The sequence below is a fragment of the Sandarakinorhabdus limnophila DSM 17366 genome, assembly GCF_000420765.1.
Taxonomy (GTDB): Bacteria; Pseudomonadota; Alphaproteobacteria; order Sphingomonadales; family Sphingomonadaceae; genus Sandarakinorhabdus; species Sandarakinorhabdus limnophila.
In genome coordinates this window covers 162,457-180,491 of sequence record NZ_ATVO01000008.1, presented here as the reverse complement: position 1 = coordinate 180,491, position 18,035 = coordinate 162,457, and the positions used below count along the sequence as shown (strand labels likewise).

General features: G+C 65.2%; 14 protein-coding genes. 12 read left to right on the top strand and 2 right to left on the bottom strand.

The window, feature by feature from the left end:
• The first annotated feature begins 49 nt into the window (after positions 1-49).
• From G566_RS0111435 to G566_RS0111410, 6 genes are all read left to right on the top strand, one after another.
• On the top strand, positions 50-2,899 hold the full coding sequence (locus tag G566_RS0111435) for a TonB-dependent receptor (RefSeq protein WP_040605610.1): 2,850 nt from the start codon (positions 50-52) through the stop codon (positions 2,897-2,899).
• Between the two features lie 58 nt (positions 2,900-2,957).
• Positions 2,958-4,442 (top strand): CehA/McbA family metallohydrolase domain-containing protein, encoded by a 1,485-nt coding sequence (locus G566_RS0111430; protein WP_022680808.1) that lies wholly within the window; start codon positions 2,958-2,960, stop codon positions 4,440-4,442.
• Positions 4,443-4,447: 5 nt separating this feature from the next.
• On the top strand, positions 4,448-5,458 hold the full coding sequence (locus G566_RS0111425) for a phytase (RefSeq protein ID WP_022680807.1): 1,011 nt from the start codon (positions 4,448-4,450) through the stop codon (positions 5,456-5,458).
• 64 nt (positions 5,459-5,522) lie between these two features.
• Entirely contained in the window at positions 5,523-6,332 is an 810-nt protein-coding gene (locus tag G566_RS0111420) for an enoyl-CoA hydratase/isomerase family protein (RefSeq protein WP_022680806.1), read from the top strand.
• Positions 6,329-7,510: an acyl-CoA dehydrogenase family protein gene (locus tag G566_RS0111415; protein WP_022680805.1), complete on the top strand. Its 1,182-nt coding sequence runs from the start codon at positions 6,329-6,331 to the stop codon at positions 7,508-7,510. The genes G566_RS0111420 and G566_RS0111415 overlap by 4 nt, the downstream gene beginning before the upstream one ends.
• Positions 7,510-8,646, top strand: coding sequence for an acyl-CoA dehydrogenase family protein (locus tag G566_RS0111410; protein ID WP_022680804.1), 1,137 nt, complete (start codon positions 7,510-7,512; stop codon positions 8,644-8,646). The genes G566_RS0111415 and G566_RS0111410 overlap by 1 nt, the downstream gene beginning before the upstream one ends.
• Here G566_RS0111410 and G566_RS0111405 read toward each other — a convergent pair.
• On the bottom strand, positions 8,643-10,820 hold the full coding sequence (locus G566_RS0111405) for a primosomal protein N' (RefSeq protein ID WP_022680803.1): 2,178 nt from the start codon (positions 10,818-10,820) through the stop codon (positions 8,643-8,645). The two genes, G566_RS0111410 and G566_RS0111405, sit on opposite strands and share 4 nt — an antisense overlap.
• 62 nt (positions 10,821-10,882) lie before the next feature.
• Here G566_RS0111405 and purB point away from each other — a divergent pair, with 62 nt between their 5' ends.
• The 5 genes from purB to G566_RS0111380 all read left to right on the top strand — a co-directional run bounded on the left by purB (position 10,883) and on the right by G566_RS0111380 (position 15,824).
• Positions 10,883-12,193: an adenylosuccinate lyase gene (gene purB / locus G566_RS0111400; protein ID WP_022680802.1), complete on the top strand. Its 1,311-nt coding sequence runs from the start codon at positions 10,883-10,885 to the stop codon at positions 12,191-12,193.
• Between the two features lie 30 nt (positions 12,194-12,223).
• Positions 12,224-12,529: a hypothetical protein gene (locus tag G566_RS0111395; protein ID WP_022680801.1), complete on the top strand. Its 306-nt coding sequence runs from the start codon at positions 12,224-12,226 to the stop codon at positions 12,527-12,529.
• A gap of 111 nt (positions 12,530-12,640) precedes the next feature.
• The gene (locus tag G566_RS0111390) at positions 12,641-13,219 is read left to right on the top strand and encodes a phosphoribosyltransferase (protein ID WP_022680800.1); all 579 of its coding nucleotides are present in this window, start codon (positions 12,641-12,643) and stop codon (positions 13,217-13,219) included.
• Complete coding sequence (locus G566_RS0111385; protein ID WP_022680799.1) at positions 13,216-14,244, top strand: adenosine deaminase; 1,029 nt, start codon at positions 13,216-13,218, stop codon at positions 14,242-14,244. Before G566_RS0111390 ends, G566_RS0111385 begins: the two co-directional genes overlap by 4 nt.
• 50 nt (positions 14,245-14,294) lie before the next feature.
• A complete protein-coding gene (locus G566_RS0111380) occupies positions 14,295-15,824 on the top strand; it encodes an acyl-CoA synthetase (RefSeq protein WP_022680798.1) in 1,530 nt (509 codons plus the stop codon).
• Here G566_RS0111380 and G566_RS0111375 read toward each other — a convergent pair.
• Positions 15,821-17,314, bottom strand: coding sequence for a hypothetical protein (locus G566_RS0111375; protein WP_022680797.1), 1,494 nt, complete (start codon positions 17,312-17,314; stop codon positions 15,821-15,823). The two genes, G566_RS0111380 and G566_RS0111375, sit on opposite strands and share 4 nt — an antisense overlap.
• A 41-nt stretch (positions 17,315-17,355) precedes the next feature.
• Here G566_RS0111375 and G566_RS0111370 point away from each other — a divergent pair, with 41 nt between their 5' ends.
• Positions 17,356-17,964, top strand: a complete 609-nt coding sequence (locus G566_RS0111370; RefSeq protein ID WP_022680796.1) for a 2-hydroxychromene-2-carboxylate isomerase — start codon at positions 17,356-17,358, stop codon at positions 17,962-17,964.
• The last annotated feature ends 71 nt before the right edge of the window (positions 17,965-18,035 follow it).

Sequence of the window (18,035 nt, the reverse complement as noted above, 5' to 3'; positions counted from 1 at the left end):
CGACCTCCAAGTCTGTCGAACACCGGGTTTGGCGCAGTGGGGCCTTGTCATGAACTTCAACCTGTCTGCCCGCGGCACCGCCGCGCTTCGTCTTGCTCTGCTGGCCAGCCTGGCCGGCTCGCCCGCCATGGCGCAGGTGATGGCAGCTGCCGATCAGGCTGGCGGCGATCAGGCCGCCCGCGCCCGCGCCGGTGAAACCACCACCACCGCCGATGGCGAGATCGTCGTTTCGGGTGAGCGCCCGATCCGCGAATCGGAACGTGCCGCACTGCTGGTGCAGAAGAACAGCGACCAGCTGGTCAGCGTGCTGTCGGCTGACTCCGTGGGCCGTCTGCCCGACCAGAACATCGCCCAGGCCGTGTCCCGCCTGCCCGGCATTGCTGTGCAGCGCGACCAGGGTCAGGCCCGTTACATCAACCTGCGCGGTTCGCCGCTGAACTGGACCACCCTGTCGTTCGACGGCATCAACGTCATCTCGCCGGAAGGCCGCGATGCGCGCTTTGACTCGATCCCGTCGGCGATTGCTACCCAGGTGATCGTGCGCAAGGCGGTGACGCCGGACATGACCGCCGAGACGATCGCCGGCAACATCAACGTCATCACCCGCTCCGCCTTCGACTACAAGGGCTTGCACGTCGCGGCGCGCGGCGGCATCGGCTATGTCGATCTGGGCGGTGGCAAGGAATATGAAGCCACCGGCGTGATCTCTGATCGCTGGGAAACCGGGATCGGTGAGATCGGTGCGGTCATCTCGGGCAGCTACTATGAGCGCACGATGGCCACCGACAATTTCGAAACCGATTTCGAAACGGTCAGCCGCGATCTGCGCCCGGTCGGTTCGAACGAAGACCCCAATGGCCTGATCAACATTGGCGGTACCAACCGCCGCGTGTGGGCGCGTGAAACCGAAAACAAGCTGTATCGCCTGACCCGCAAGAACTACAGCGTCTCTGGCCGGCTGGAATGGGCGCCGGACAGTGACAACAAGCTGTTTGTCACGTCGATCTATTCAGCCTTCACCGACAACGAACTGCGCAGCAACTTCATCTTTGACTTGGATGACCGCGAGTCCGTCACGCCCAACGCGGCAACTGCCTGCGCCAACAACGTGCTGGCCCCCAACACCACCGGCTATGCCGATGCTTGCGTGAACACGCCGTTTAAGGGCACGGTCTACGGCATCGACATCAATGCGAACGTGCTGAGCCGCGAGTTTTTGCAATCGGTGTTCATCAATACCATCGGCGGCGATCACAAGTTCGATGCCTGGACGGTCAGCTGGCGCGGCAACTACACCCAGTCCAAGGATGATCGCAGCTTCCCGTCGCAGTTGAACTATGAAAGCCCGGCGTTCGGCACCAATGGCGTCACCGCCACCGGCCGCCCGACAGTGTTTTACGACCTTACCGATCCGCAGCTGTCAAAAGTGGAACTGTATCGCACGCTGCGCGCCGCCAATGGCACGTTATCGCGCGGTGATCGCGTGCAGGCGATCACCGATTTCGCGGCGCCGCTCAACCGGATCCGCTCCCTGCGGGCGGTGGATACCACCAACGCCTACACTGGCCGCATCGACGTGAGCCGCGAAACCGAGCTGTTCGGCAACACCAAGTTCAGTGTTGGCCTGCAATATGACAATCGCGCCAAGAAAGTTGACTCGAGCCTGCTCGACATCAGCGCCACATCAACCTTCAATGGTAATAACATCTTCACCGCGGCTGGGGTGCCGACCACCCTGCAGGGGGTGGCCGTTCCCGGCAATTATCAGGGCCAACTGCCGTTGGGCTACACCTTCCCCTATCATGGCAAGCAGAACATTATTGACGTGGTCAATAAGGTGCAGCCTTTTGCGCCTTATGTATTCGAAACTGCGAACTTCTACGAAGTGCGTGAAGAGGTCTTGTCCGGCTATGCGATGGCCGTCACCAAGCTGGATTGGGGCAGCATCGTTTATGGTGCGCGCTTCGAACAGGTGAACAACCAGGCCTCGGCGTTCCGTGCCCTCACGCCCGGCGCGGTCACCGCGACGAACTCCGTGCTGGCCACCATCGATCGCAGCTTCACCCAAGTGTATCCCAGCGTGCACTTCAACTGGAACGCCGCGCCCGACATGAAGGTGCGTCTGTCGTTCAATACCGGCGCGGCGCGGCCGGATTACCCGGTGCTGCGCCCGAACTTCACCTTCAACGATGCAAACTTGACCGTTTCCGGCGGCAACCCCGATGCTACCCCAGAGAAGACCCGCGGTGTCGATCTGTACTGGGAATATTACCCCAGCCGCGGTGGCTTCTTCATGCTCGGCGCCTTTTACAAGGACGTGCGCGACGTGCTGTTCGGTTTCACCCGCCAGTTCGGTTCGGACGTCCTGAACTCTGGCGGCGTCGACCGGTCGGTCTATAATTTCTCCACCACGTTGAACGGCGGCAAGGGCAAGGTCTACGGCTTTGAAGCTGCTGCCCAGCTGCAGCTGGACAATTTCCTTGCGTCGGACAGCTGGATTGGTGGCTTCGGTATCCAGACCAACGTGACGGTGAACCGCGGCGACGCCACCACTCCCGACGGCAGCAAAGTGCGCTTCCCCGGTACCTCCGACTTCGTGATGAACATCGGTCCGTATTACGAGAAGTATGGTTTCTCGGCCCGCGTGTCCTACCAGTATCGCTCCAGCTGGATCGATGGCCTGGGTGAACCGGGTGTGGGCGGTGATTTTTATTGGGCCCAGGATGGCGAGCTCGATGTGTCGGCGCGTTATGCCATCACCCGGAACATCGAAGTCTATGCCGATTTGTCCAACCTGCTGAATGGCCCCGGCCGCCGCTTTGTCGGCACCGATGTGCGGACGATTGAGCGTGAAACCTTCGGCCGGCGTTACACCGGCGGCATCCGCGTCACCTATTGATCCACCTCAGCCCTGCCGCAGCCCTGCGCTGCGGCAGGGCTCGCACAGGAGCGGTTCCATGCGCTTGATCACTCTTGCGGCATGGGCCGCTCTTTGCGTTTCCCCCGCCTTCGCCCACGGCGACCATGGCGGCCTGGCCGAACGGCACCAGAACAAGCCCACCGCCGGCGCCGTGCCCGCGAAGGGCCGGCTGTGGCTGCCCGGCGACCATCATATCCACAGTGAATTCAGCGCCGATTACGAAGCCAACCCGGCCAGCCCGCAGACGGCGCCGATCCCGCTGCTCGGCAAGGATGGGCGTTATTCGATCAGCAAGAACGCCCAGATGGCGCGCCAGTTCGGCCTGCGCTGGATGGTGAGCACTGATCATGGCGGCCCCAACCACAGCAAGCTGAATTACGAACAGGCCTGGCCGGAAGTGAACAAGGCGCGGGCCGCCGTGCCGGAGATGCTGATTTTCTATGGCATGGAATTCGATACCCCGGCCGGCGATCATTCAAGTCTGATCATCCCCTTCACCGGCGACGAGCGCAATCAGCTGCGCACCATCGAATCCGGCTTTTCCAAGCGTGAGCCGTGGCCGGCCGACAAGGCGTGGGACAGCGAAGGCCGCATGATCGACGCGCTGAAAATGATGCGCGACCAGAAGGCGCCGCCGGTGCTGATCGCCAATCACCCCAGCCGCTCCGCCACCGCGCCCTTTGCCTGGGGCCTCTATACCCCGTCAGAATTCCGCAACTGGAACGACACCGCGCCGCGCGTTGCCGTCGGCATGGAAGGCGCGCCCGGCCACCAGGCCGGCGCTTTGAAACCCGATGGCAGCCCCGATCCCACAGGCAACCGCGGCGGCTATGGCCGGGCGCCCACGCTGGGCGGCTTTGACCAGATGACGGCGACGCTGGGCGGTTTCTGGGATTCGATGCTGGCCGAAGGTCGGCGCTGGTTCATCACGGCGACGTCTGACAGCCACAACAATTGGCGCGATGGCGGCAATGATTTCTGGCCCGGCGAGTATTCGAAAACCTATGTGCAGGCCCGCCCTGACCATGGCGACATCGTTGACGGCCTGCGTTCGGGCCGCATCTTCGTCACCACCGGCGACCTGGTATCGGAACTGGATGTGATCGTCAGCAGTGGCCACAGCAGTGCCGGCATTGGCGGTACGCTGGCCGCGCGCACAGGCCAGCCTGTGACCGTCACCATCCGCCTGAGCGATCCGGCGGCGGCCAATGCCGGCGGCCGCACGCCGGGCGTGGCGCGGGTTGATCTCATCATGGGGCCTGTGACGGGCCCGGTTGCGGATCGCACCGCGGCACGCGCGCCGGCCACCACCGTCACCCACCGCTTTACCGCCGCCGATTGGCGCCGGGAGGGCGAGGTGCTGACCATGACCCACAGCATCCCGGCGGTGACCGGCCCGCTCTATCTGCGGGTGCGCGGGACCAGCAGCGATGAGCTGGAGCCGACGGCCGATCCCAAGGGCGAAGATCCGTGGTCTGATCTATGGTTCTATGCCAACCCGATCTTCGTCACCGTGAAATGAGGCCGATGCGCGCTGCTTTGCCCTTTCTGCTGTTGCTGGCCGCCTGCGCGCCGCCGGCCGTCGTGCCGGTTGTGCAAACGGCCAGCGTGACCGCCGATGCCGAAACGGTGGCGGTAAAGAGCGGCGACGACGCTGCGGATGATCCGGCGATCTGGCGCAATGCCGCTAATCCCGCCGCCAGCCTGATCGTGGGCACGGACAAGCAGGCCGGCCTGTACGTTTATGGCCTTGATGGCCAGGTGCGCGATTTCAACAATGCCGGCCGGGTCAACAATGTCGATCTGGTCGAGACTCCCGCTGGCGTCATCGTTGCCGCCAGCGATCGCAGCGACGAAGCGAAAGCCCAGATCGCGCTGTTCCGGCTGAACACCACGACCGCGCGGCTGGAACCGATTGGCCGAGTGCCGGCGGGAGCAGGCGAAGCCTATGGAATGTGCCTGTGGGCAACGCCCCGTGCCTTGACGGCGTTCATCGTCATCAAGGATGGCGCCATCCGCCAGATCGAACTGGACACCGCCAAGGCCAGCGGCCGCATCGTGCGCAGCCTGAAGCTCTCCACCCAAAGTGAAGGCTGCGTTGTCGATGCCCGCACCGCCCGGCTCTATGCGGCGGAGGAAGACGTGGGCATCTGGCGCTTCGATGCGCGTGCCAGTGGCAGCACCACAGCGGTGAAGCTGGCCGGCGTGGACGGCAAGCGGCTGGTCGCCGATGTCGAAGGCCTGGCGATTGCCGCCGAAGGTGCCGGCAGTGGCGGCTGGCTGGTGGCATCAAGCCAAGGCGACAACGCCTATTCTGTGTATCGCCTCGCCGATGAGCGTTTTGCCGGCCGCTTCCGCATTGCCGAAGGTCGGCTGGGCAGCACTCAGGAAACCGACGGCATCGCGGCGATGACCGGCGATTTCGGCCCGGCCTTTCCACAGGGCCTGATGGTGGCGCAGGATGGCGAGAACAGCCCGGCGCAGAATTTCAAGCTGGTGGGCTGGGGCAAGATCAAGGCGGCGCTAAAGCTGCGCTGAAAGCCAGTTTGACCGCAGGCCCCGGCTGCGCCACCGTGGCGCAAATTACCGGGGAGACCGCGCCATGGCGCTGCTTGAAGGCTATCAACGCTTCACCTTCACCCGCGGCCATTTCGGCCATGAGCGGGTGCTGACCGCCATCATCACCGGCAACAACCCGGTGAACGGCGTTGACGAGGCGATGCACGAGGAACTCGCCCGCGTGTTCACCGAATTGCAGCAGGACAAGGGCAGCGACATCGTCGTGCTCACCGGCGCTGGCCGCGCCTTTTGCGCTGGCGGCGATTTCGACTGGTTTGAAGAACAGATCGCCCACCCCAACCAGTTCCGCGATATCGGCTGGGACGCCAAGCGCATCGTCACCAGCCTGCTCGACATCGAAAAGCCGGTGATCTGCCGCATGAACGGCGCCGCCGCCGGGCTGGGCGCCACTATCGCGCTGCTCTGCGATATCATCATCGCCGACGAAAACGCCGTGATCGGTGATCCGCATGTGAAGGTCGGGCTGGTGGCCGGCGATGGCGGCGCGGTGATCTGGCCGCAGCTGATTGGCTATGCCCGCGCCAAGGAGTTCCTGATGACCGGCGATCTGATCAAGGCGCCACGTGCCGAAGCGATGGGCCTGATCAACTACGCCGTGCCGACCGATCAGCTCGATGCCAAGGTGACCGAGCTGGTGGGCAAGCTGATGAACAACCCCAAGTATGCCGTGCGCTGGTCCAAGGTGGTGGCCAACCAGCCGCTGCGGGTGCTGGCGCAGCAGTTGATGGATGCCTCCATCCCCTATGAAACGCTCTCCAACCTCGCTGCCGACCGGGCCGAGGCCGTGCGTGCCTTCCGCGAACGCCGGTCGCCAAACTTGACGGGTGAATGATGGCCCCGCCGCTGCCCCCCGTCACCTTCACAGATGAGCCGGAACATATCGGCCAGTTGCGCGACACCATCCGCCGTTTCGTGGCGCAACACGCCCCGCGCGACGCCCGCATCCAGTGGGATCGCGATCACCGCTGGCCGCGCGACGTCTATCCCGAGCTGAACAAGCTGGGCCTGACTGCGCTCACCGTGCCCGAGGCCTATGGTGGGGCCGGGCAGGATCTGGTCGCCGCCATCGCGGTGATCGAGGAATTGGCGCAGGTCGGGCCCTGCCTCGCCGGCCCCTATATCCACACCGCTTTCTATGGCGGTATGAACCTTTCGGAAAACGGCAGCGCCGAGCAGAAGGCGGAATTTCTCCCCCGGCTGGCGAAAGGCGAACTGTTCTTTGCCTATGGCCTGTCAGAACCCGATGTGGGCGGCGATCTCGCCAGTGTCACCACCCGCGCGCGGCTGGAGGGTGATGAGGTGATCATCGACGGCGTCAAGCGCTGGTGCACGGGGGCAGACTGGAGCAATTACATCTATACTCTGGTGCGCTCCGGCCCCGCGGAAGACCGCTATCGCAACCTGAGTTTCGTGCTGATCCCCACCAACGCGCCGGGCGTGCGGATGCAAGACATCCACCACGCCAACCTGCGCTACACGGCGAGCCAGGATGTGTATTTCGATAGCGTGCGGGTGCCGGCCGTCAACATTGTCGGCGGGCCGGCGATGTGGAACCAGGGCTGGAAGCTGCTAGCCGGCCGCGCGCTTGACGTGGAGAAGCTGGAAATCACTGCCGTCGCCTTCGGCATCGCCCGCGCCGCGCTGGACGAAGCGTGGGATTACGCCCAGCAACGTGTGCAATTCGGCAAGGCGATCAGTCAGCACCAGGCCATCCGCCACAAGCTGGTGGTGGCGCGCACGAAACTGCAGGCGGCGCGGCATATGCTCTATCACGCAGCGTGGCTGGCAAACGAGGGCCGGCCTTGCAGTGCTGAAACCAGCATGGCGAAATTGTTCGTGGCCGATGTCGGAGTGGAAATCGCGCTCGCCTGTCAGCAGGTGATCGGTTCCTATGCGCTGTCGGACGCGTTCGACATTGAACGGCATGTGCGCGATCTGCTCGGCATGCCGATCGTGGGCGGATCGTCCGACATGCAGAAGAACAATCTCGCCAGCCTTTGGAAGCTGTGATGATCGCACAATCCCTGCTGAAAGCGGTCGCCGCCCGCGCTGCCGATACCGAATCGCAGCGCCGGCTGCCTGCCGATCTGGCGGCGGAACTGGCGCAGGCCAGCTTGTTCCGCATGCTGGTGCCGCAATCGCTGGGCGGGGCGGAGGTGGATGTCACCACCCTGTTCACCAGCCTTGAACAACTGGGCCGTGCCGATGCCGCCACCGGCTGGTGCGTGATGATCGGCGGCACCACGGCGCTGATTTCGGCATGGCTGCCCATGGAACACGCGCGGGAAATCTGGTTCGATCCGAACGTCATCACTGGCGGCGTGTTCGCGCCGATGGGGCGGGCGGCGGTGGAGGGTGGCGATTATCTGGTCAGCGGCCGCTGGGCCTGGGGATCGGGCAGCGCCAATTGTTCGTGGCTGCTCGGCGGCGCCGTGATCATGGACGGTGGCGAGATGCGCCGCCTGCCCAGCGGCGCGCCCGATCATCGCATGATGGTGATGCGCCGCGCGGAGGTTGAGCTGATCGACACCTGGGATGCGCTGGGCATGCGCGGCACTGGCTCGGGCGATCTGGCCGCCAAGGATGTGCGCGTGCCGCAGAGCCGCAGCGTGTCCTTCATCACCGACACGCCGCGTGAGGCTGGCCCGCTATATCGCTTCGCCCCCTTCGGCCTGCTGGCACTCGGCATCGCGGCGGTGGCCAGCGGCAATGCGCTGGGTGCGCTTGATGATCTGAAGGCGCTGGCGGTGGCCAAGAAGGGGCAGGGCAGTAGCCGCAGCCTCGCCGAACGCGGCGTCGTGCAGGCGGATTTCGCCGTGGCGCAGGCCGATCTCGATGCCGCCCGCGCGCTCGTCCACGCCGAAATCGCAACTGCGTGGGATCGCGTCGTCGCCGGCGATGCGCTTGAGCTTTCAGCGCGTGCCCGGTTGCGGTTGGCGGCGACGCGCCTCACCCAGGTCTCGGCGCGGGTGGCCGCCAAGATGCACGAACTTGCCGGTGGCACCTCGGTCTATGCCAGCCACCCGCTGAACCGCCGCTTCCGCGATGCCCATGTGGCGACCCAGCATGTGATGGTTGCGCCGCCGACGCTGGAACTGGCCGGCCGCGTGCTGCTGGGACTGCCGGCGGATGCGTCGATGCTCTAGACAAAACTGTAGGGATCAACATCAATTACTACGCGCACGCTGGATGGCAGCGCGGCGCCGCCCACCCATTCGCGCAATATCGCCGGCAGCGGCAAGTCACGCCTCGCCTGCACCAGCAGCCGGTGGCGGTGCCGCCCGCGGAGCATAGACAGCGGGGCGGGGGCGGGGCCCAGCACCATCAGGCCCTCGCGCTGGGGGGCGGCGGCGCCCAGCATATCGGCGGCAGATTTCGCGGCGGCGGAGTCTTCGGATGACACGATAAGCGCCGCCAGCCGCCCGAACGGTGGCAGGCCGAGATCGCGCCGCGCTGCGATTTCGGCAGCGAAGAACGCCGCCGCATCGCCCTTGCCCAGCGCCTGCATGATCGGCGCCTTCGGCTGGTGCGTCTGGATCAGCACGCGGCCCGGCTTCACCCCGCGCCCGGCGCGGCCGGCGGCTTGCATGATCTGTTGCCAGGTCCGCTCGCCCGCGCGCAGATCGCCGCCCGACAGGCCGAGATCGGCATCGACCACGCCCACCAGGGTGAGATCGGGGAAGTGATAGCCCTTGGTCACCATCTGGGTGCCGATGATCACGTCCACCTCGCGCCCTTCCACGGCGGCGACCAGCGCGGCAGCGCGGGCGGGGCTGGTGATGGTGTCGCTGGTCACCACGGCGGGGCGCGCCTCTGGCCAGGTGCGGCGCACTTCCTCGGCGATGCGCTCCACGCCGGGGCCACAGGCGACCAGGTGATCGGCCTCGCCGCACTCCGGGCATTGTTCGGGCACCGGCATCTGGTGGCCACAATGATGGCAGGCCAGCCGGCGCGACAGGCGGTGTTCGACCATCCACGCCGTGCAATTGGGGCACTGGATGCGGTTGCCGCAGGCCCGGCACAGGGTGAGCGGGGCATAGCCGCGGCGGTTGAGGAACAGCAGCGACTGTTCGCCCTTGGCCAGCGTGTCGGTGATAGCAGCGACCAGCACCGGTGACAGCCAAGTGCCGCGCGCCGGCGGATGGCGGGTCATGTCCACCAATGTCACGGCGGGCAGTTCCGCCCCGCCAAAACGGCTGGGCAGCACCAGATGGCGATAGGTGCCGCGGCTGGCCAGCACCTGCGTTTCAATGGCCGGGGTGGCGGTGGCGAGGATGATGGGCAGGCCCTCCATCCGCCCGCGCATTACCGCCACGTCGCGGGCGTGATAATGCACGCCCTCTTCCTGCTTGAAGCTGGCTTCGTGGGCTTCATCGACGATGATGGTTTTGAGGTTGGCATAGGGCAGGAACAGCGCCGACCGCGCGCCCACCACCACCTTGGCGCGGCCATCGGCAATCGCGGCCCAGGCGGCGCGGCGCTCGCTGGTTTTCAGATCCGAATGCCACGAGAGCGGCTGGCAGCCGAAGCGGGCGGCAAATCGCGCCAGCCACGGCGCGGTGAGCGCGATTTCCGGCACCATCACAAGCGCCTGGCCGCCCTGCCGGATCGCCTGCGCGACGGCTTCGAAATAGACTTCGGTCTTGCCGGACCCGGTCACGCCTTCCAGCAGGATCGGCGCGAATTCGCCCGCATCCACAGCGGCGACCAGTTCATCGGCCACCGCCTGCTGATCGGCGGACAACGCGGGCGGTGCAAACGCCGGGTCCGGTTCGGGCGGGGTGGCATCGCCGGCCACGCGGGTTGCAATCAGCGTGCCGGCGGTGACGAGCCCGCGAATCACAGCGTCCGAAACGCCGGCCATGCGGGCCAGATCGCGCGCCGTGCCCTGCCGCCCCTCCAGCCGCTCCAGCGCCTTGGCGCGTTCCGGGGTCAGCCGCTTCGGCACCGCGCCGCCCAGCCGGTATTCGGTGAACTCCCTCGGACTCAGGAACGCCACCGACGGCCACGCCATGCGCACCACCGATTGCAGCGACGCGACATAATAATCGGCGGTCCATTCGATCAGGCGGCGCAGCGGCTCGGCCAGCGGCGGCAGGTCGAGCCGCGCCGCCACTGGGCGCAATTTGCTTGCTGGCACCTCTGGCGCGGCCAGCCGATCGGCATCCCACACCACTCCGATGATGCGACGGGGTCCAAGCGGCACTTCCACCGCGTCACCCGGTTGCAGCACCATGCCGGCCGGTACAGCATAATCCAGCGCCCCCAGCCCATGCTGGAAAGGGATGACGCGGACACGAGATAGGGGCGAAGTCACCATCCGACAGATAGGCAATCGCCGCATCACATGCTAGGCGCGCCGCACATCAAAGAGGCCTGTGCATGATCCCCCGCTATTCCCGCCCCGACATGGTTGCCATCTGGGAACCGGAAGCCCGCTTCCGCATCTGGTTCGAGATCGAGGCGCATGCCACCCAGAAGCTGGCCGATCTGGGCGTCGTCCCGCAGAGCGCCGCCAAGGCCTTGTGGGACTGGTGGGAGACCAAGCCGGCCATCGATGTCGCCGCCATCGACGCCATTGAGGCCATCACCAAGCACGACGTGATCGCCTTCCTCGATTGGGTGGCCCAGCAGGTTGGGCCGGAAGCGCGCTTCATGCACCAGGGCATGACCAGCAGCGACGTGCTCGATACCTGCCTCGCCGTGCAGCTGGCGCGCGCGTCTGATATCCTGCTGGCCGACATGGATGCCCTGCTCGCCGCCATCAAACGCCGCGCCCTGGAGCACAAATTCACCCCCACCATGGGCCGCAGCCACGGCATCCACGCCGAGCCGACCACCTTTGGCGTCAAGCTCGCACAGGCCTATGCCGAGTTCGCCCGTTGTCGCGCCCGGCTGGTGGCGGCGCGCGCCGATATCGCCACTTGCGCCATTTCTGGCGCGGTCGGCACCTTCGCCAATGTCGATCCGCAGGTTGAGGAATATGTGGCGCAGCAGCTGGGCCTGTCGGTTGAGCCGGTTTCCACCCAGGTCATCCCGCGCGACCGCCACGCCATGTTCTTTGCCACGCTGGGCGTGATCGCCAGCAGCATCGAACGGCTGGCCACCGAAGTGCGCCACCTGCAACGCACCGAAGTGCTGGAAGCCGAGGAGTATTTCTCGCCGGGCCAGAAGGGCAGCAGCGCCATGCCGCACAAGCGCAACCCGGTGCTGACCGAGAACCTGACCGGCCTCGCCCGCATGGTCCGCTCTGCTGTCACCCCGGCGTTGGAAAATGTGGCGCTGTGGCACGAGCGCGATATCAGCCACAGCAGCGTGGAGCGCTACATTGGCCCCGATGCGACCGTCACGCTCGATTTCGCGCTGGCGCGTTTGACCGGCGTGATCGACAAGCTGCTCGTGTATCCGGAGCGAATGGAGAAGAATCTCAATCGCATGGGCGGCCTCATCCATTCTCAGCGTATCCTGCTGGCGCTCACTCAGGCTGGCCTGACCCGCGACGATAGCTATCGCCTGGTGCAGCGCAACGCGATGAAGGTGTGGGAATCCGATGGCGGCCTGAGCTTGCTGGACTTGTTGAAGGCCGATGCCGACGTATCCGCGCGACTGTCCAACGCCGAATTGGAAGGCCTGTTCGACCTTGGATATCATTTCCGTCACATTGATACGATATTCACCCGCGTGTTTGGCTGAACTTTGATCACCCAGCCCACTGGAGTCTGCATGATGAACCTGCTGCTTGCCCTTATTCTTGCCGCTCTGCCGGCTGCTGCTCTGGCGCAAACCGCGACCGAAACCTCGGCGGCGCCGGCAGCTGCGGCCGTCACGCTCGACACGCCGATTGAAGTGCTGATCGCGGCTGAAAAGACCAAGGCCATCCTCGATGCCCGTGTGCCGGGCCTGACCAGCCATCCGATGCTCGACCAGTTCAAAGCGATGAGCCTGAAGCAGCTGCAGTCGATGGCTGGCGGCCAGCTCACCGATTCCATGCTGGAAGCGGTCGCTGCCGATCTCGCCAGCGGCAAGTAGGGATCCTGGCTGGCGTTCTCGGCCCTGTCCTGCACGCAAGAAAAATGTCACCCTGCCAGGCATGAGGCCTGATCCGGAAACCCCCGCGCCAGCCTTGGCCGGGGTACTTGCATGAGTGACGTAAAGAAAATCTGGCTGACCGCCGATGAGCTGCTGGGCGACAGTTTCCGGCTGGCTCGCGCTGTGCTGGAGAGCGGTTTCCGGCCGACACATCTGGTCGGCATCTGGCGCGGCGGCGCGCCGATCGGCATCGCCGTGCAGGAATTCTTCGATGTGCATGGGGTCGAATGCGATCACATTGCCATCCGCACCGCGAGCTATACCGGGATCGACAAGCAATCGAAGATGGTGAAGGTCTATGCGCTGGGCTATCTGATCGACACGCTGAACGCCGACGACCGGCTGCTGGTGATCGATGACGTGTTCGATTCCGGCCGCAGCATCGAGGCGGTGCTGACCGAACTCAAGGCGCGCTGTCGCGCCAACATGCCAGCCGATATCCGCATCGCCACCGTCTGGTACAAGCCGGCGCGCAACCAGACGGCGCTGAAACCGGATTATTTCATCCACGAAAGCAACGAGTGGCTGGTGTTCCCGCATGAAATCGACGGGCTGACGACTGAGGAAATCCGCGCCCACAAGCCAGCGGCCGACGTGATACTGGCGCCGATCGAAGGACTGAAAAAGTGACCGGATTTGCTTCGCGCGAGGCCCGTGCCGCCTTCATCGCCGGCCTGCCCAAGGCCGAGCTGCACCTGCACATTGAAGGCAGCCTGGAACCGGAGATGATGTTTTCGCTGGCGCAGCGCAATGGCGTCAGTCTCGTGTTTGAGAGCGTGGAAGCGATCCGTGCCGCCTATGATTTCTCCAACCTGCAGGATTTCCTCGACATCTACTATCAGGGCATGGCGGTGCTGCAGGCGGAGCAGGATTTCTTCGATCTGACGACAGCCTATCTCGACCGCGCCGCCACCGATGGCGTGCGCCATGTCGAGATTTTCTTTGATCCCCAGGGCCACACGGCGCGCGGCGTGCCGATGGCCAACGTGGTCGGCGGCATCGCCCGCGCCCTGACCGAGGCGGAGGAGCGCGGGATCACGTCTCAGCTGATCATGTGTTTCCTGCGCCACCTGCCCGAAGCCGACGCCGAGGCCACGCTGGATGCGGCATTGCCCTTTCTGTCGCTGATCCACGGCGTTGGCCTTGATTCGAGCGAAGTTGGCCACCCGCCGGAAAAGTTCGCCCGCGTCTTTGCCCGCGCCCGCAGCCTCGGCCTCAAGATTGTCGCCCATGCCGGCGAGGAAGGGCCGCCCGATTATGTCTGGCAGGCGCTGGACGTGCTGCAGGTGGACCGGATCGACCATGGCAACCGCGCGCTGGAAGATGCCGCGCTGGTGCAGCGCATTGTCAGCGACGGGCTCACGCTCACCGTTTGCCCGCTGTCCAATCTGAAGCTGTGCGTGGTCGACGATCTTGCCCAACACCCGCTGCGTCGCATGCTCGCGGCCGGGTTGCGGGCGACGGTGAACAGCGATGATCCGGCGTATTTTGGCGGTTATGTGAACGCCAACTTCGTCGCCGTGGCCGATGCGCTCAACCTGACGCGGGACGAGATCATCACGCTCGCCCGCAACAGCTTCACCGGCAGTTTCCTGCCGCCGGCAGAGCAGGCCGTGCATCTGGCCGCCATCGACAGCTTTGTAGCCACATATTGACCAGGCGCGGCGCAGCCAGCATCAACAGCCCAACTCTCGGGGGAGCGAACATGACCAAGGCCGATATCGGATTGAACAGCTGGTTCAGCCGGCGGGTGCAGCAAACGCCGGACCGGCCGGCGCTCACCTTCGAAGGCACGACCCGCAGCTATCGCGAGATGGGCGATGCCGTGAACCGGCTGGCCACGGCGCTGAAGACCGGCGGCATCTGCCGGGGTGACCGGGTGGGCTATCTGGGCCTCAACAACCCGCTCTATTTCGATCTGTTGTTTGCCGCCGCGCGGCTTGGCGCCATCTTCGTGCCGCTGAACTTTCGCCTGACGGGCCCGGAGCTTGATTACATCATCAACGATGCCGGCGTGCACACGCTGGTGGTCGATGGCCCGCACCGGCCGGTGATCGACAGCGTACGGGATCGCCTGTGTTGCCGGCGCTTCCTGTCGGCCGACGGGCCGGCCGATGGTTGGCAGCCGATCACGGAGTTTGTGGGCGATGCCGCCCCGCTAGCCGATCGGGTGGAAACCGCCGAGGATGACGTGGCGGTGATCATGTACACATCGGGCACCACCGGCCGGCCCAAGGGCGCCATGCTCACCCACGGCAATTTCTGGTGGGCCAACATCAATGGCGCACTGGGCGCCGATGTGTCCGAAAAGGACGTGAGCCTGGTGATGGCGCCGCTGTTCCATATCGGCGGCCTCAACGTCACACCCTTGAGCTGCTGGCAGAAGGGCGGGCATGTCGTGCTGCACCGTGCCTTCGATCCGGCGCGCTTCATCGCTGATGTGCGCGAGTACCGCGTCACCACCACCTTCGCGGTGCCGGCGATGCTGCTGTTTGTCGCCCAGCAACCGGATTTCGAAGCGGCCGATCTGTCGTCCTTGCGCGTCATCATGTGCGGCGGCGCGCCGGTGCCCGAACCGTTGCTGCGGCTGTACAACGCGCGCGGCATTCCGATGAACCAGGGCTATGGCCTCACCGAAACCGCGCCGTCGGGTACCTATCTTGGGCCTGATTTCGCGTTGGCCAAGCTGGGTTCGGCCGGCAAGCCGATGTTCTTCGTCGATCTGCGTGTCGTGGCCGAGGATGGCCGCACGCCGCTGGGACCGAACGAGCGCGGCGAAGTCATCATGCGCGGCCCCAACATCATGCGCGGTTACTGGAACAAGCCGGAAGCCACCGCAGCGGCCATCGATGCCGAAGGCTGGTTCCATTCCGGCGACATCGGCTATCTGGATGAGGACGGCTTCCTCTATATCTGCGACCGACTGAAAGACATGATCATCAGCGGCGGCGAGAACATCTACCCCGCCGAGGTGGAAGCCGTGCTCTATGATCACCCGGCCGTCGCTGAAGTGGCGATCTTCGGCGAACCCAATGAAAAATGGGGCGAAAGCGTCACCGCGGTGGCCGCGCTGAAGCCTGGCACCAGCCTCGATCTCGAAACCCTGCGCGCCTGGGCGACGGAGCGTCTGGCCCGCTACAAGCTGCCGACCCGCCTGGAAATCGTCACCGCCCTGCCGCGCAACCCGGCTGGCAAGGTGCTGAAGTTCGAACTGCGCGATCGATTCAAGCGTTAACGCGGAGGGGCGATCGCGGCCGGCAGATCGCGGCCATGTTTCAGGAAGGCGGCCTTCACGTCGGGCCGGGCCTTCAGGGCGCGCAAGACAGCCTTGGTCAGCTTGTCGGGTGCGTTCGGGCGGTCGTTGATCAGGAAGGGCTGAAGTTCGAACAGCGCATCGTCGCGGCTGCTTTCGTCGTCCAGCCGTTTGATCAGCACGGCGGCGGCCGCGTCGAGCCGGCCCAGGCAGGCAAAAGCCGCCTGCAGGGCGCGGTTGTTGCCCTCTTTCGTCCAGCCGGCGAGCAGGGCGATCTTCTGCGCTTCGGCCAGCTTTCCGGATCGCGCCAGCGCGCATACCCGGATGCCGGCCAGCGCCTGCTTGCCATAGTCGTTCAGATCGGCGCTGTCGGCCGCGGCCACCCGCGTCAGTGCATCGGCATGTCGGCTGGCTTCTTCCGCCATGTCGGCCGCGATGATGCGGAAGGCCAGGGTGTTGGGCCGGCCTTCGGCGGGGAGGCTGGCGACGGCATCGAGCACGGCCAGTGCTTCATCGGTGCGGCCGGCATCGTTGAGCAGCGCGGCCTTCAGGTTCAATGTCCACAGCTCACGGTTGGTCATCTTGGCCAGCGCCTCGGGGCTGGCGCCGATGTCCTTGATGCGCTCCAGCGCTTCCGGTTCCTTGCTGGCGATGTTCAGCGCTTCGGCCACGCCGGCGCGGGCCACGATGGATTGCGATCTGGCGGCGAGTTTCTGCTCGGCGGCGGCGATGAAGGCAGCATCGGCGGTATCGGCACTGGGGCCGAGCCGGGCTTCCAGTGCTGGCCACAGCGATTGGTATCGGCGATCGATGGCCAGGCGGGCGATGTTGGCAGTGTTGATCAGCGCGGCGATGATCGGCTTGGCATCCTCCAGCCGCTCACGCTTGGCCAGCCCGGCAATCACGGCGAGGCGCAGGCCGTCGCTGTCGCTCACCGTCTCGTCGGGCGGCGTGTAGCCAGCGGCGACCAGCGTATAGGCCAGATCAAAGCTGCGCTGTTCGTCGCTGGCGGTGGTGCGCTGCACATCGGCGATCAGTTCGTGCGGCAGTTCGGCCAGCCATTTCGGATTGGATTCGGCGACCAACTGCAGCGTTTGCGCCGCGCCATTCACATCGCCGGTGATGGCGCGCAGCACGAACAATTGGCGCAGCAGCAGCGGCGTGGGATTGAGCGCTGAGTCCACCGCTAGTTCGATGGCGGCGCGGGCTTCGGCGAACTTGCCGATCCGGGCCAGCGCAAAGCTGCGCAGGCCTTCCACCTGGCCCTTGTCGGCCGGCAGATCGGATTCGGCCAGGAGGGGATCGAGGATGGCAAGGGCGTCGGCCGGCTTGCCATTGTCCACCAGCGCGGCGGCCTGCGCCAGCCGGTCAGCCCGGTCTGGGGTTGCTCCGGGCATGGCTGATGGTGCCGCCGCGATGAGCAGGGCGGCCAAGGGTGCCAGCAAAAAGATCGGTTTGAAACGCTGCATCATGGCCCCACAGTAACCGCAAAGCAGCATTTGGGGAGAGGGTCATGACGGCACAGGTGGAATTCTTCTTCGATTGTTCCAGCCCGTGGACTTATCTGGGGTTCGAGGCGCTGGTGAAGGCGGCCGAGGAGGACGGGTTCGGCATCATTTGGCGGCCGTTCCTGGTGGGCGGGGTGTTCAACACGGTGAACCCCAGCGTTTATGAGATGCGCTCCAAGCCGGTGGTGCCCAAGGCGCGATACTTCACCAAGGATATGCAGGACTGGATCCGGCGTTCCGGCCTGTCGATCAAATGGACGCCCAGCATCTTCCCGGTGAACAGCGCGCGCGCCATGCGGCTGTGTCTGGTGGCCGATGAAACGGGCCAGTGCGAGGCCGTCGCGCGGCGCGTTTTCCAGCTTTATTGGGGCGAAGATCGCGATATTTCTCAAGCAGATGTGCTGGCCGAGGCTGCGGCGGCCGGCGGGCTGGATGCAGCCGCGCTGGAACGGGCGGACGCGCCGGAACTGAAGGCCAAGCTGCGCGCCAACACCGACGAACTGATCGCGCGCGGCGGCTTTGGCAGCCCGACCTTCTATGTGGGCGGCGACGACATGTATTTCGGGCAGGATCGCATCCTGCTCGTGCGCGAGGCGGCGGCAAAAGCCCGGTAGGATGGGGCGCGATAGAATGCCGCTCGCTTGACACTGCAGGGCGGCTAAAGGCAATTGGAACAAAGAAAGAA